Here is a 14,649-nt window from a genome sequence, read left to right on the forward strand (position 1 = left end):
TGATCACTGACCCCAGGAATCGCGCAAGGTCACGGTACGGTTGAACACCGGGGCACCGGGTTTCGAGTCCTTGATATCCGCGCAGAAGTAACCTTCGCGCTCGAACTGAAAGCGGTCCTCCGGCTGTGCGTTGCCCAGCGAAGGTTCGGCACGACAACCAGTGAGTACATGCAGGGAGTCAGGGTTGATGTTGTCCAGGAAGCTGGCGCTGTCTTCGGCCTTCTCCGGGTTCGGCGAACGGAACAGGCGATCGTACAGGCGCACTTCGCACTCGACGCTGGCGGCCGCCGGCACCCAGTGGATCACGCCCTTGACCTTGCGCCCTTCAGGGTTCTTGCCGAGGGTGTCGGGGTCGTAGGAGCAACGCAACTCGATGATGTTGCCGTCGGCATCCTTGATGGCTTCGTCGGCGCGGATCACATAACTGCCGCGCAGCCGTACTTCACCGGCCGGCTCCAGGCGCTTGTAGCCCTTGGGCGGCTCTTCCATGAAGTCTTCACGGTCGATGTAGATTTCCCGGGCGAACGGCAGGACGCGCACGCCCATGTCTTCCTTCGGATGGCAAGGCAGCTCGAGGTTCTCGACCTGGCCTTCCGGGTAGTTGGTGATCACGACTTTCAGCGGGCGCAGCACGCACATGGCACGCGGGGCGCTCTGGTCCAGGTCCTCGCGGATGCTGAATTCCAGCATGCCGAAGTCCACCACGCCGTCGGAACGGTTGGTGCCGACCATCTCGCAGAAATTGCGGATCGATTTCGGCGTATAGCCACGCCGACGGAAGCCCGACAGCGTCGACATGCGCGGGTCGTCCCAGCCGTTGACGTGTTGCTCGTCCACCAACTGCTTGAGCTTGCGCTTGCTGGTGATGGTGTAGTTCAGGTTCAGGCGGCTGAACTCGTACTGGCGCGGCTTGGCCGGCACGGGCAGGTGCTCGAGGAACCACTCGTACAACGGACGGTGGCTTTCGAACTCCAGGGTGCAGATCGAATGGGTGATGCCTTCGATGGCGTCCGACTGACCGTGGGTGAAGTCATAGTTGGGGTAGATGCACCATTTGTCGCCGGTCTGGTGGTGATGGGCGTGACGGATGCGGTACATGATCGGGTCACGCAGGTTCATGTTCGGCGAGGCCATGTCGATCTTGGCCCGCAGCACCCGCGCACCATCCGGGAACTCACCGGCGCGCATGCGGGCGAACAGGTCCAGGTTCTCCTCGACGCTGCGCTCGCGGAACGGGCTGTTGCGGCCGGGCTCGGTCAGGCTGCCGCGATATTCCCGGGCCTGCTCCGGGGTCAGGTCGCACACATAGGCCTTGCCGGCCTTGATCAGTTCCACCGCCCAGTCGTGCAATTGGTCGAAATATTGCGAGGCATAGCGCACCTCACCGGACCATTCGAAACCCAGCCACTTGACGTCGCTTTCGATCGCGTCGATGTATTCCTGGTCTTCCTTGGCCGGGTTGGTGTCGTCGAAACGCAGGTGCGTGACGCCACCGAACTCCTGGGCCAGGCCGAAGTTCACGCAGATCGACTTGGCGTGGCCGATGTGCAGGTAGCCGTTGGGCTCAGGCGGAAAACGGGTGACGATCTGCGTGTGCTTACCCGAATCCAGGTCCGCCTGGATGATCGGGCGCAGGAAATTGACCGGAACGGCCGGGCCGGTCTTGGAATTCGAGGTAGGGTCGACAGTGGGCTTGCTCATAGGATCCTTGAACAGACAAGTGCGCGGCCGGGTGCGGCCTGATAAATCAAAACCCGTATCATAGCCGATGCTGTCAAGCCGCTGACAGCGCCAGGCCCGGCAAACGATTGAATTTATTCGGCTGCCAGACGAAAAACAGCCTCGAAATTCGTGCCTGGCACGCTAAACTGCCCAGCCTGGCCGATTGAAGCCAGATCGGTTGCCGGCGTTCGCGCCCCAGAACCCACGAATTCCATGAAAGAGTAGTCATCATGAGCAAAGTCAAACTGACCACCAACCACGGCGACATCGTTCTGCAACTGAACGCCGAAAAAGCCCCCGTGACCGTCGCCAACTTCCTCGAGTATGTGAAGGCCGGTCACTACACCAACACCATTTTCCACCGCGTCATCGGCAACTTCATGATCCAGGGCGGCGGTTTCGAACCGGGCATGAAAGAAAAGAAAGACAAGCGCCCAAGCATCCAGAACGAAGCCGACAACGGCCTGCCGAACAAGAAGTACAGCGTCGCCATGGCCCGTACCATGGAGCCGCATTCGGCCTCCGCGCAGTTCTTCATCAACGTGGCCGACAACAGCTTCCTGAACCACAGCGCCAAGACCGTCCAGGGCTGGGGCTACGCCGTGTTCGGTGAAGTGATCGAGGGCACCGATGTGGTCGACAGCATCAAAGGCGTCTCCACCACGTCCAAGGCCGGCCACCAGGACGTCCCGGCAGACGACGTGATCATCGAGAAAGCCGAGATCATTGAGTGATACTGCTGATTTCAGATCTGCATCTGGAAGAGGAGCGCCCGGACATTACCCGGGCGTTTCTGGATTTACTCGCCACACGCGCCCGTTCGGCGCAAGCGCTTTACATTCTGGGGGACTTCTTCGAAGCCTGGATCGGCGACGATGCCATGACACCCTTCCAGCGCTCCATCTGCCAGGCCCTGCGCACCTTGAGCGACAGCGGCACGGCCATTTTCCTGATGCACGGCAATCGCGACTTCATGCTGGGACAGGCCTTCTGCAAAGCGGCCGGCTGCACCCTGATCAAGGACCCGACTGTCGTGCAGCTCAACGGCGAGCCGGTGCTGCTGATGCACGGCGACAGTCTCTGCACCCGCGACGAAGGCTATATGAAGTTGCGACGCTGGCTGCGCAATCCGCTCACGCTGTTCATCCTGCGCCACCTGCCCCTGGGCAGCCGCCGGAAACTGGCGCGCAAGCTGCGCAGCGAAAGTCGCACGCAGACCCGGATGAAAGCCAACGACATCATCGACGTCACGCCCGAGGAAGTCCCGCGGGTCATGCAGCAATACGGCGTGAAAACCCTGGTCCACGGCCATACCCACCGCCCCGCCATCCACAAGCTGCAACTGGGCGAACAGGCCGCCCGGCGCATCGTGCTAGGGGACTGGGACAAGCAAGGCTGGGCATTGCAGGTGGATGAACAGGGTTTCGCGCTGGCCTCGTTTGGGTTCGCCCCACCGCCGCTGCTATCGGCACCCGAGACACCTCCCAGCCAAACCTGAATTCCCCTGTGGGGGGCGGGATTGCTCGCGATAGCGGTGTTTTCAGTCAGCATAAAAGTTGACTGTCATGCCGCCATCGCGAGCAAGCTCGCTCCCACACTGGATTATTGAATCGTTGGATCAATGCCCCGCCGACGCCGGCCCCGCCTTCGCCGCGAACGGCGGCCTGGCCAGCCATACCAGCATGATCAACCCCATGAATGCCCAGCCCAGCAGCGTGAAGTAATCCACGGTGGAGAGCATGTACGCCTGGCTGTTGAGAATCTGGTCGAGCTGGGCATAGGCCGGTGTGCTGGCGCCGCCGAGCTGGTTGAGCGCCTCGCGGGTGGCGGGGTCGAACGTGCTGATACTTTCGCTCAGGTAGGCATGGTGCTGGTCGGCCCGACGGATCCAGATCCAGGTGGTCAGGGACGCGGCGAAGCTGCCGCCCAGGGTCCGCAGGAATGTCGCCAGGCCCGCGCCGTCGGCGATCTGTTGGGGCGGCAGGTCGGACATCAGGATGCTCAGCGTCGGCATGAAGAACAGCGCCACGCCGATGCCCATGAACAACTGCACCAGGGCGATGTGCTGGAAATCCACCTCATTGGTGAACCCGGCGCGCATGAAGCAGCTCAGGCCGATGGCCAGGAACGCCAGCCCGGCCAACAGGCGCAGGTCGAACTTGTGGGCGTACTTGCCGACGAAGGGCGACATCAGCACCGGCAGGATACCAATGGGCGCCACGGCCAGCCCGGCCCAGGTGGCGGTATAGCCCATCTGCGTCTGCAGCCATTGCGGCAGGATCAGGTTGATGCCGAAGAAACCGGCATAACCGCCCACCAGCACGATGGTGCCGATGCGAAAGTTGCGATAGGCGAACAACCGCAGATTGACCACCGGATGCCGGTCAGTCATTTCCCAGATCACGAACACCGCCAGGGCGATCACCGAGACCAGGGCGCCGATGATGATGAAATTCGATTCGAACCAGTCCAGGTCGTTGCCCTTGTCGAGAATCACCTGGAGCGCGCCGACACCGATGACCAACGTGATCAACCCGACGTAATCCATCGGTTGGCGACTGGTGACCACCGGTCGCGCCTTGAGCTGCTGGCGCACCACCATCACCGCGAAAATCCCGATGGGCACGTTGATGAAGAAGATCCACGGCCAGCTGTAGCTGTCGGTGATCCAGCCCCCCAGGATCGGCCCGGCAATCGGCGCCACCACGGTGACCATCGCCAGCAATGCCAGGGCCATCCCCCGCCTGGCGGGCGGATACACCGCGATCAGCAAGGTCTGGGTCATCGGGTACAACGGCCCTGCCACCAGCCCTTGAAGCACACGGAAGCCGATCAGCTCCGGCATCGAAGTGGAAACGCCACACAAGAATGAAGCGAGCACGAACAGCATCGTCGCCCACAAGAACAGCTTGACCTCGCCAAACCGACGACTGAGCCAGCCGGTCAACGGCAAGGCGATGGCATTGCTCACGGCGAACGAAGTGATGACCCAGGTGCCCTGCTCGGAGCTTACCCCCAGGTTGCCGGATATCGTCGGCAGGGCGACGTTGGCGATGGTGGTATCGAGCACCTGCATGAACGTCGCCAGCGACAGCCCGATGGTGCTGAGCAACAGGCTGGGCGGCGTGAAGGACGCGTTATTGCTCATTACGAAATCCTATGAAGCGAAGGTGGCGAAATCGCGGGCAAAGTGGACCGGACTCAGCCCTGTTTGGACCAGGAACATGGTTAACCTCTGTGGCGAGGGGATTTATCCCCGCTGGGCTGCGAAGCCGCCCCTGAACCTGCGGCTCGGAGTGTCAGGGTCAACGCTTCAATCAGATGGGGCTGTTTCGCAGCCCATAGGGGATAAATCCCTCGCCACAGATTCGTCAGCGTTGCACCGTCTTGCTGGCAGCCGCACTGTTGTCATGGATCAGGCGGGTGATCATCGCGTCGGCATCAGCCAGTTGCCGTTCGTAGACCTGGGTGCTGAACGTGGCCTTCTGCGGGGGCTGCTGGGCCAACACAGGGCCGCTCTGGTCCCTCAGGTTGACGTTGACTTCGGTGGACAGGCCGACCCGCAACGGATGCCTGGCCAGTTCCTCGGCGTTGACATGGATCCGCACCGGCACCCGCTGGACGATCTTGATCCAGTTGCCGGTGGCGTTCTGTGCCGGCAGCAGGGCGAACGCGCTGCCGGTTCCCGCACCGAGGCTGTCGACCGTGCCGCTGTACTTCACATCGCTGCCATAGAGGTCGGTTTCGATCTCCACCGGCTGGCCGATGCGCATGTCACGCAACTGGGTTTCCTTGAAGTTGGCGTCGATCCACAACTGGTCCAGGGGAATCACCGCCATCAGTGCGGTGCCCGGCTGCACCCGCTGCCCCAGTTGCACGGTGCGCTTGGCGACGTAACCTGTGACCGGCGCGATCAGGGTGCTGCGGGCATTGGCCAGGTAAGCCTGGCGCAGTTGCGCAGCGGCGGACTGCACGTCGGGATGGGACGACACCACCGTATCGTCCACCAGGGCGCTGGTGGTCTTGAGTTGTTGCCGGGCATTGGCGAGGGCGTTCTGGGCCGAGGTCAGGTCGTCCCGGGCATGGGACAGCTCTTCCTGGGAGATCGCGCCGCCCGCCGCCAGGTTCTTGCGGCGGTTGTAGTTTTCCTGGGCCTTCTGCACTTCGGCTTCCTGCGCATTGACCTGCGCTCGCATGCCGTCGACGTTGCTGTACAGCCCCCGCACCTGGCGCACGGTACGCGCCAGGTTGGCCTGGGCACTTTGCAGCCCCACTTCGGCGTCGTTCGGGTCGAATTGCACCAGCACCTGGCCCTCGCGAACCAGGTCGCCATCATCGGCGCCAATACTCACTACGGTGCCGCTGACCTGCGGTGTGATTTCCACCACGTTGCCGTTCACATAGGCATCGTCGGTGCTTTCGTTCCAGCGCCCGTACAATTCGTGCCAGGCCCAGACACCCAGGCCGCCCAGGATCACCACCAGCGCCAGGGCCAGCAACATCACCTTGCGCTTGCGAGGATTGTTGTCCTGGACATTTTCGGATTGGGTCGTTTCGGCAGTCGCCATGACATATACCTCGAATCAGTTATTCGGCGTGGTGGAGACCGGCGTGGCCGAGGCCAGTGTGTCGGTCTCGAAACCACCGCCCAGGGCCTGCATCAGTTGGATCGACAGATCGATCTGCTCGGCATTGAGGGTCGCCAGTTGGCGCTGGGCCTGGAGCAGTTGCTGCTCGACGCTCAGCACGTCCAGGTAATTCCCGATACCGGAGCCGTAACGCTGGACCACGGTGTCGTAGGAGCTCTGCGCGATATCGGTCGCATGCTGTTGGGCACCGATCTGCCGTGCGATGTCGCGCAGTTGGTTGATGGTGTCGCTGACATCCCCAAGGGCCCTGACCAGGCTCTGGTTGTATTGCGCCACCGCCAGGTCGTAATCGGCGTCGCGGGCATCCAGGTCCGCCCGCAGCCGCCCGCCGTCGAAAATCGGCAGCGATACGGTGGGCGCAACGTTGAAGAAGCGGCTGGGCGAGCCGAACATCGCATCACCCAACAGCGACTGCACTCCCGCCGCCGCGCTCAGGTTGAGGTTGGGATAGAAGTTGGTCTTGCCGGCCTCGATGTTCTTGCCCGCCGCCTCGACCCGCCAGCGCGCCGCCACCAGGTCCGGACGACGGCCCAGCAGCTCAGCCGGCAGGTTCGATGGCAAGGCGACCGCGCTGGCTTTCAGCACGTTGGGCCGAGCGATTTCATTGCCACGGTCCGGGCCCTTGCCCAACAGCACCGCCAGGGCGATCCGGGCACTTTGCAGGCGTTTTTCCGCGTCGATGCGAGAGGCATCGGCACTGGCTTCCAGGCTTTCGGTCTGCTGGAACTGGTACTCGCTGTCGATCCCGGCGCTGAGGCGGCGCTTGCTCAGGTCAAGCATCTGCCGGGTGCGCTTGAGGTCTTCGTCAGCCAGGTCATAAATGATGTGGGCCTGACCCAGGTCGCTATAGGCCCGGGCCACGTCGGCGGCCAGGGTCAACTGTGCGGCCTGGCGGTCGATCTCGGCCGCGCGGGCCTGGCCCAGAGCAGCTTCCCAGGCGGCACGCTGGCCGCCCCAGAGGTCGAAGTTGTAATTGAAGTCGACGCTCAGCGAACGCAGCGTGCTGTACGCCCCGCCCTGCCCCGCCGGGTCCTGGTCCCGGGCCAGCCGAGAACGGCTGACGCTGCCACTGGCATCCAGGGTGGGCATGCGCGCCGCATTGGCGGCATACGCCGCGGCGCTGGCCTGATGGACGCGGGCACTGGCGACCTGCATGTCCGGACTGTCGCGCAAGGCTTCACGGATCAGGCCATCGAGCTGCGGATCGCCGAGGCTGCTCCACCAGTCGCGCTTGGGCCATGAGGCCGGCGACAGCGTGACGCCATTCAAGGATTGCCCTGCCTTCAGGCTCTGGGCTTCAAGGCTGACGCCTTGGGTTTCAAGGCCGCTGTAACTGGCGCAACCGGCCAGGCTCATGGCCAGCAGCACCAGGCTCAAACGGGTACGCAAGGTTCTACGCTTCATTTGTCCCCCAATCGCAGCACCGTGATGGGATCACCGGCGGCGAGCAGAATTTTCTTGAGGATCTGTTCGAGGGTTTGCAGCTCCTCGCGGCTGATGGCACCGGCCAGCTGGTTCATGGCGTCGGCGCCGATATACGGCAAGCGATCGGCGAGGGCCTGGCCCGCGTCGGTCAGGACCAGCTGCACCTGGCGGCGGTCCTGCGCCGAACGATGGCGAACCAGGAAGCCCTTCTGTTCCAGGCGATCGAGCATGCGTGTCATCGAGCCGCTGTCCAGGGACAGGTATCGGCACAGCTCGGCCGGCGTGTCGATGCCATGCTGGGCCATGATGATCAGCACCTTGAACTGTGCGGCGGTGATGCCGACGGGTTCCATGTGGGTGTCGATGATCCGGTCCTTGAGCAGCGCGGCACGTCCGAGCAGCATGCCGAGGTGGCAATTGTGGAATTCATCTGGAGTGAAATGCTTCATCTGGGCACCGTTTGCTGCCTAGGCAGTGAATGTATGTCGAGATATTACTGCTTAGGCAGCAAATGTCAAACAAATAGATAGCTAGCTACTAACTAGCAGACGAAACGCAGACACCCCTGTGGGAGCGAGCTTGCTCGCTCCCACAGGGATTGGCTCCACACGGGTTTGGGAGAAAGGCTAGAAATCGCGCTTGTAGAAGATGTCCAGGGAGCTGGCGACGCCGCTGGCGGCTTCGAGGTAGACCTTCTTGCTGAGCTTGTAGCGCAGGGCGATGGTGTTGGCCGGCTCGAACACACCGACGCCGTAGCGCAGGCTGAGTTTTTCCGACAGGTTGCCGCTGGCCACCACGCTGGTGGTATTGCCGCTGCCCTGGGTGTCGAGCTGGAAGTCGTCGATGCCCAGGTTATTGGCCAGGCTGGTGGTCACCCCCGAACTGCCCATCAGGCCCAGGCCCAATGCCGCCTGGGCGAGCATGTTGTTGTCCTCGCCGGTGGTGCTGAGCGGTCGCCCCAGCACCAGGTAGGACAGTGCCTGCTCCTGGCTCATGGCCGGCTCGGAAAAGATTTGCGTGGTCGGCTGCTCGGCGCTGCCGCTCAGGCGGATACCGGCGATCACGTCATCGGTCTGGCGGATTGCTTCGATGTCCAGGTAAGGCTGGTCGATGGGCCCGGCGAACAGCAACCGCGCCCGACGCACCGTCAGCCGCTGCCCATAGGCCCGGTAGCGGCCATCGTTGAGCCAGAGCTCGCCACGGGTATCCATGTTGTCGCCGATGTGGACCTGGCCCTGCACGTTGGCGGTCAACCCAAACCCGGAGAACGCCAGTTTTTCCTGACCGACGATGACATCGATGTCCATCGCCATGGCGATGGGCACCTTGCCCTCTTCGGTCTGGTGGCCGACGATCACCGTGTCATCCGACACCTTGACGGTGGAAGGTGGCAATTCGCGGATGGTGATGTCGCCCTTGGGCACCAGGACCTTGCCGGCGATGGACAGGCGCCCCCCCTGCAGGGTGATGTCCAGGTCCGGAGCCACGTCCAGTTGTGCATAAGGCTCGACGGTCACCGGCAACTGCGAGCCCTTGAGGGCCAGGTTCATGCTCAGGGCCTCGCCCCAGCCGAGGCTTCCCACCAGGCTGCCCCGACCGTTCTTGCCGCTCTTCCAGTCGCCGTCCAGGCGCACCGTATCGCCTGCGATCATGGCCCGCATCTGCAAGGCTTCGAGGCTGACCGGCAACTCCGGGCCCGATACCTGGCCGTCGCTGAGCACAAGGCTGCCGTTGACCTGGGGCGCCAACAGGCTACCTGCCAACGTGCCGCTGCCGTTCAGGTGCCCGGTGAGGGTTTCCACCATCGGCAGGAACGGCCGGGCGACCGACAGGTCCAGGCCGGTCAGGCGGAACGAGCCGCTGAGGGGCTTGCTGGCGGGCAAGGGATTGATCTGGGCCTGGAGCATCAACTCACCCAGCCTTGTACCGACGAAATTCAACTGGGTGTCGATGCGCTTGGGCGTCAGGCGACTGTCGAGGGTCAAGGTCTGATAGGGGAAGTCCAGCCATGGCGCCGTATCGCGGGCCTTGTCGCGAATACGCAGGGTGCCTGCGCTGGCATCCACCTGGATGCGACCGTTCGGGCCGCTGGCCGGCAGGTCCAGTAGCAGGTCGGCATTGAGCCGGCCCTGCCAGGCGAAATCCTTGGGCATCCACTGGGCCAGGCTTTCGATGGGGAACTGCTTGAGGTGATAACGCAGCTTGGGCTCCGGCATCAGGCGCTGGTCTTCGCCGCACAGGCTGGCCTGCCCGGAACGCCAGCAATGGGCGCCGACATTGAGCGTGCCGTTGGCCAGGCGTTCCAGCTTCGCCGGCGCCTGCAGGCGCCAGCCCTGGCCGCCGGCCTGGACAACGCCGCTGGCCAGGCGCCCGCGCCAGTTGCCCTGGTCGAGCGCGCCATCGAATGCCAGGGTCGTGTCCAGCTGAGGGCCTTGCAAATCCAGGTTCAGTTTCTGCTGTCTGACATCCCCCTGCCCACTCACCGTCAGGACGCCCAGCGAAGTCTCTCCTGCCCGGATGCCGCTGGCCTTGAGGTCGATCTTGCCCCGTTGCGCGTTGTCGAGGGTCGCATCCAGGTTCAGGCTTTGCAGGTGATTGCCCTCAAACGCCAGCTGTGTGCCCTGCAGGCCAAGCTTGCCTTGGGGCGCCTTGAGCGTCCCGTTGACATCGACTCGGCCCGTGACCTGGCCGCGCAGCTGCGGCCAGAGCTGGGCCAGGCGGGAAAGCTTGACGTCGATCCGCCCGGTGAGCTGCTGTTGCAGACTGGCGCTGCCGTTGATGCGGTTATCCCCCAGTCGCATGTCCAGTGCACCGAGATCCCAATGCTCGCCGGCACCGCGGGCCGTGGCCTGGAGCAACGCAGGCTGGCCACGCAATCTGCCCTTGAGGTCGAGCTTCGCGTCGAGGTCGAGGCTGTCGTTTTTCATCGCCCCTTGACTGTGCAAGGATCCGGCCAGGGTGCCGGGCAGCTCGGCAAGCCAGTAAGCCGGGTCGATGGCCGACAATTGCAGTGCGGTATCCCAGGCGATGCCGTCGGCGAATTGCAGGTTCAGGTGCCCTTCGGCCTTGCCCTGCCCCGCAACGAGCTTGAGCTGCGGCAAGTGGATTTGTGTCAGGTTGCCGCTGAACGGGCTGTCCAGGCTGAAAGCTCCGGCGGGTCCGTCCAGCGCAGCCTGGAAGTTGCCCAGGTATTGGCCATCTGTGTAGGAGATTTCGCCATTGAAGCTGCGCAATGCCACCTGCGGCTCTTCGACCAACGGGTAGAGGCGATGCCAGGGGAAATCCAGCCAGGCGATCTTCGCTTCGGCGCTCAGGCCTTCGCGCCAATCCATCTGCCCGGTCAGCTTCAGGTGCTGCTGGTCGCTGGCGTTCAGGTCCAGGCCGGCGATCTGCGCGCCGTCGGCGTCCACCTTGCCTTGCAGCCGCAGCGCCACGGACCCCTGCTCGGCAGGCAACTTGGCGCTGCCCAGCAATTGATAACCATGCTCCAGATCTCCCTCGCCGGTCAGCTCCACCTGGTTGAGCAACAGCGTGTCCGGCAGATCGGCGCTGGCCCTGAAACCGTCGGCGGTCATGCGCACCTTGGCCGGCAGATTGTCCGCCAGCGGTTGCAGCTCGCCAGTCAGTCGGCCTTGCAGGTAGCCACTGCTGTCGGCGTTGAGTCGCAGGGTCTTGAGCAGGTCGCCGTCGACGTGCAAATCCAGCGCCCAGGGCGTAGTGCCCGGCGCCGGCAGGATCAATCGGCCCTGGGCCTGAAGGGGCCAGTCGCCCCCCGGTTGCAGCAGGCCGGACAGTTGCAGGCTCAGTTCGTCGCGCTGCAACCGCAGCGACTCGATCCGCATGCCCTGGGCGGTCCAATGGGCGGCCAGTTGCAACCCCTTGAGCTGTTCGCTGCCGTTGAACAGCAGGCTGCCGACCTGCACATCGCCCAGCTCGATGGCCACCGGCAGGTCCAGGTCGGGCAAGGTGATCGGGCCGCTTTCTGGCGCATCGGTGGAGGCCGGCAATTGCAGGCTGATCCTGTCGGCCTTGAGTCGTTCGATACACAGGGTCATGCGCATCAGGCACAGGGGCGACCAGGCCAACAGCACTCCATCGACTTCGAGCCGGCTGCCGTCCTGTTGCCACGACACATGATCGGCGCTCCAATGGCCGCCCAGGCGCCCCTGGAAATTTTCCATCGCCAGCCCCGGCACCCGCGCCAGCGCCCAGCGGCTACCCGATTGCGTACCGAGGATGACACCCAGCGCCAGCGTCAACACCGCCAGCAACGCAGCGAGCGCCAGCAGCGTTATTTTCAAACCACGATTCACAGCTCGGGCCCCATGGAAAAATGCAATCGAATGCCTCCATCGTCGTCCATGGCATGGGCCAGGTCGAGGCGGATCGGGCCTACCGGCGATACCCAGCGCACGCCGACCCCGACCCCGGTCTTGAGGCTCGGCAGCTCAAGGCTGTTGAAGGAATTGCCCTGGTCGACGAACGTCGCCACCCGCCATTTTTCGGCGATGGAATATTGATACTCGAGGCTGCCGGCCACCATGTAGCGGCCACCGATGCGATCGCCCTCGGAGTTTTCCGGCGACAGGCTCTGGTAGTCGTAGCCACGCACGCTCTGGTCGCCGCCGGCAAAAAAGCGCAAGGACGGCGGTATGGATTTGTAGCCATTGGTGGCGCTGCCGCCGATCTGGGCCCGGGCCAGCAGGCGATGCTTGTCGAACACGGTGGTCAGGCCCTTGACCATCGCGGTGCCGTATAACAGGTTGTTGTCCGATCCCAACCCTTCCTTGGCGACCTTGGTGTCGAACTGCAAGCGGTAGCCGTTGCGCGGGTCGATGCGGTTGTCGCTGCGCAGGTAGGAATAACTGACGCCGGGCATCAGCAAGGTACTCAGGCCCGCATCGTCGCCGAGGCGATATTCCTCGCGCTGCCATTTGAGCGACACCACCCGCTGCCAGCCGCTGGGCAACTTGCTGTGCCACTCAGGTCCCACGGTCAGCAGCTTGCTGAGGCTGTCGGTGCCGGCCAGCTCTTCGTACTGGTACCCCCCGGCGTAGCGCAGCTTGTCGGTCAACGGCGGATCCAGCGGCACGTCATACCACAGGCCGACGTTCTGCCGGGGCGCCGACACTTCCGCCTCCCAGCCGTAACTGTGGCCCTGGGGGTTGACCCAATGGCGCGTCCAGTTAGCCTTGGCCCGTGGCCCGACATCGGTGGAGAACCCCAGGCCGAGGCCCATGGTGCGTGGCTTGCGGGTGTCGAGGCGGACCGCCACCGGGATCACATTGTCGGTGGCTGCGGCGGGAGCCGCGTCCACACGAACCCCCTCGAAATAGCCGCTCGATTGCAATGCCTGGTTCAACTCGGCGATCAACTCGGAGTCGTAGGGCGTGCCCGCCTTGAACGGTACCATGCGTCGCAACAGGTCTTCGTCGAACGGTGTGTCGCCTTCGAAACTCACCGGCCCCAGGGCATAGCGCGGACCGCTGTCGTAGATCAACTCGATATCGGCGACGCCGGCCTGGGGGTCCACCAGCAATCGCTGGCTGGCGAAATGCCCGCTGAAGAAACCATAGCGCGACGCCTGGTTCTGAATCATGCGCTTGGCGTCTTCATAGCGCCCATGATCGAGCACCGCGCCGGGCTTGAGGGCATCGTTGTCCGGTACACGGAAAGCCTTGAGGGAAGCCGCTGGCCCATCGATGCGCACCGTGACATTGCGCAGGTGCACCGGCTCGCCGGGGTCGATGGTCAGGATCAGGCGCGGGCGCTCGCCGCCCTTGACCTCGCTGTCGATCTGCGGCTGGTAGTAACCCAGCGCCTGGGCGGCCTTGCGGGCCTGTTCTTCGGCACCGCGACTGAAGCGCAGCAATGCCTCCTCGTCACGATCGCCCAACCCACCGATATAACCTTCTACGTTGGCCTTGAGCGCGTCATTGGAGGGTTTGATCCGTACATCCAATTCACTTTGTGCCAGCGCCGCGCAGCTGAGGGACAGCAGGAGCGCGCCGCTGGTCATTCTTCCTGGGAGTTTCATGGCGCGGATGCTATCACGGGGTTGGGAGCCTGATAGAGCCGGACATGTCTCAAAAGTTCGCCGACTCAACCCGTGGCGCTTTGCACGACCTGAGGACTGGCGTGGAAAAACACATGCTCGCGGATCGGTCCTACAGCAATTTCGCCAATTTCCTCGTAGCCCTGACGTTTATAGAATTCCAGGTAACGCGGGTTGCCTGTATCGAGCACCACTCCCTGGGAATTCGGGTCCACCGCGCACCAATTGTGCACGGCCTCCAGCAACTGCTCGCCCAGATGCTTGCCCTGGAACTGTGGGTGAACGCCCAGCAACGGCAGTACATGGACGGCATCCGAGGGCAGGCACGCCAGCACCGCCGCATGGTAGTCCAGATAGCGCCGGGTGCAGCGGAACCCGGTGCTCAGGACCATGCGCAAGCGCCAGGCCCAGCTTTCGGTAATGCCCAGGCGCCGCTGCGGCGGGGCGATCAGGGCAATGCCCACCAGCCTGTCGTTGACCAGCAGGCCGATGGCCGGCAGTTCCTGGAGAAAATGCTGCTTGACCAGTTCGCGCACCGTCGCCCGTACCCGCTGCTCATAACCGGGGCGCTCGGATTCGAACAGGTAGCTGAAGGTCGGCTCATGGCGGTAGGCCTGGTACAGCAGGGAACGTGCTTCGCGGGAATAGCCGCTGTCGAGCATATGGACATCAGCGGTGGCGGTCTCAGGCATGGCGTTGGATCTCCTGGGCGGGGCTCGGTGAGGCCCTGCTCTTATTGAGTACGAACCCGATAAGGTTACGATCGTTCCTACACGCCAAGGACATTAGCAGCGCATT

General features: G+C 63.5%; 10 protein-coding genes. 2 read left to right on the forward strand and 8 right to left on the reverse strand.

Annotation, left to right across the window (positions count from 1 at the left end):
- Positions 1–3 precede the first annotated feature (3 nt).
- Positions 4–1,701 carry a glutamine--tRNA ligase/YqeY domain fusion protein gene (locus BLP99_RS07165; protein WP_072392500.1) on the reverse strand — a complete coding sequence of 566 codons (1,698 nt, stop codon included), beginning with the start codon at positions 1,699–1,701 and terminating at the stop codon, positions 4–6.
- Positions 1,702–1,952: 251 nt separating this feature from the next.
- On the opposite strand from BLP99_RS07165, the gene BLP99_RS07170 reads away from it, so the two are divergent.
- Positions 1,953–2,456: a peptidylprolyl isomerase gene (locus tag BLP99_RS07170; protein ID WP_072392497.1), complete on the forward strand. Its 504-nt coding sequence runs from the start codon at positions 1,953–1,955 to the stop codon at positions 2,454–2,456.
- The gene (gene lpxH / locus BLP99_RS07175; RefSeq protein WP_072392494.1) at positions 2,453–3,220 is read left to right on the forward strand and encodes a UDP-2,3-diacylglucosamine diphosphatase; all 768 of its coding nucleotides are present in this window, start codon (positions 2,453–2,455) and stop codon (positions 3,218–3,220) included. Before BLP99_RS07170 ends, lpxH begins: the two co-directional genes overlap by 4 nt.
- A 120-nt stretch (positions 3,221–3,340) precedes the next feature.
- On the opposite strand, the gene BLP99_RS07180 is transcribed toward lpxH, so the two are convergent.
- The 7 genes from BLP99_RS07180 to BLP99_RS07210 form a co-directional block, all read right to left on the reverse strand.
- Positions 3,341–4,870, reverse strand: coding sequence for a DHA2 family efflux MFS transporter permease subunit (locus BLP99_RS07180; protein WP_072430659.1), 1,530 nt, complete (start codon positions 4,868–4,870; stop codon positions 3,341–3,343).
- A 223-nt stretch (positions 4,871–5,093) separates the two neighbouring features.
- Positions 5,094–6,290, reverse strand: coding sequence for an HlyD/EmrA/EmrK family protein (locus BLP99_RS07185; RefSeq protein ID WP_072392488.1), 1,197 nt, complete (start codon positions 6,288–6,290; stop codon positions 5,094–5,096).
- A 15-nt stretch (positions 6,291–6,305) separates the two neighbouring features.
- Entirely contained in the window at positions 6,306–7,775 is a 1,470-nt protein-coding gene (locus tag BLP99_RS07190; protein WP_072392485.1) for an efflux transporter outer membrane subunit, read from the reverse strand.
- Entirely contained in the window at positions 7,772–8,245 is a 474-nt protein-coding gene (locus BLP99_RS07195) for a MarR family winged helix-turn-helix transcriptional regulator (protein WP_072392482.1), read from the reverse strand. Before BLP99_RS07195 ends, BLP99_RS07190 begins: the two co-directional genes overlap by 4 nt.
- Positions 8,246–8,422: 177 nt before the next feature.
- The gene (locus BLP99_RS07200) at positions 8,423–12,109 is read right to left on the reverse strand and encodes a translocation/assembly module TamB domain-containing protein (protein ID WP_092180030.1); all 3,687 of its coding nucleotides are present in this window, start codon (positions 12,107–12,109) and stop codon (positions 8,423–8,425) included.
- Positions 12,106–13,833: an autotransporter assembly complex protein TamA gene (locus tag BLP99_RS07205; protein ID WP_072392476.1), complete on the reverse strand. Its 1,728-nt coding sequence runs from the start codon at positions 13,831–13,833 to the stop codon at positions 12,106–12,108. The genes BLP99_RS07200 and BLP99_RS07205 overlap by 4 nt, the downstream gene beginning before the upstream one ends.
- 65 nt (positions 13,834–13,898) lie before the next feature.
- On the reverse strand, positions 13,899–14,543 hold the full coding sequence (locus tag BLP99_RS07210) for a GNAT family N-acetyltransferase (protein ID WP_072392473.1): 645 nt from the start codon (positions 14,541–14,543) through the stop codon (positions 13,899–13,901).
- Positions 14,544–14,649: the final 106 nt, after the last annotated feature.

The organism is Pseudomonas sp. NFACC32-1 (genome assembly GCF_900101215.1).
Classification (GTDB): Bacteria; Pseudomonadota; Gammaproteobacteria; order Pseudomonadales; family Pseudomonadaceae; genus Aquipseudomonas.

Coding starts and splice junctions, on each gene's coding strand:
- BLP99_RS07165 (WP_072392500.1), bottom strand. CDS start 1,701: ATGAGCAAGCCCACTGTCGACCCTACCTCGAATTCCAAGACCGGCCCG.
- BLP99_RS07170 (WP_072392497.1), top strand. CDS start 1,953: ATGAGCAAAGTCAAACTGACCACCAACCACGGCGACATCGTTCTGCAA.
- BLP99_RS07180 (WP_072430659.1), bottom strand. CDS start 4,870: ATGAGCAATAACGCGTCCTTCACGCCGCCCAGCCTGTTGCTCAGCACC.
- BLP99_RS07185 (WP_072392488.1), bottom strand. CDS start 6,290: ATGGCGACTGCCGAAACGACCCAATCCGAAAATGTCCAGGACAACAAT.
- BLP99_RS07190 (WP_072392485.1), bottom strand. CDS start 7,775: ATGAAGCGTAGAACCTTGCGTACCCGTTTGAGCCTGGTGCTGCTGGCC.
- BLP99_RS07195 (WP_072392482.1), bottom strand. CDS start 8,245: ATGAAGCATTTCACTCCAGATGAATTCCACAATTGCCACCTCGGCATG.
- BLP99_RS07205 (WP_072392476.1), bottom strand. CDS start 13,833: ATGAAACTCCCAGGAAGAATGACCAGCGGCGCGCTCCTGCTGTCCCTC.
- BLP99_RS07210 (WP_072392473.1), bottom strand. CDS start 14,543: ATGCCTGAGACCGCCACCGCTGATGTCCATATGCTCGACAGCGGCTAT.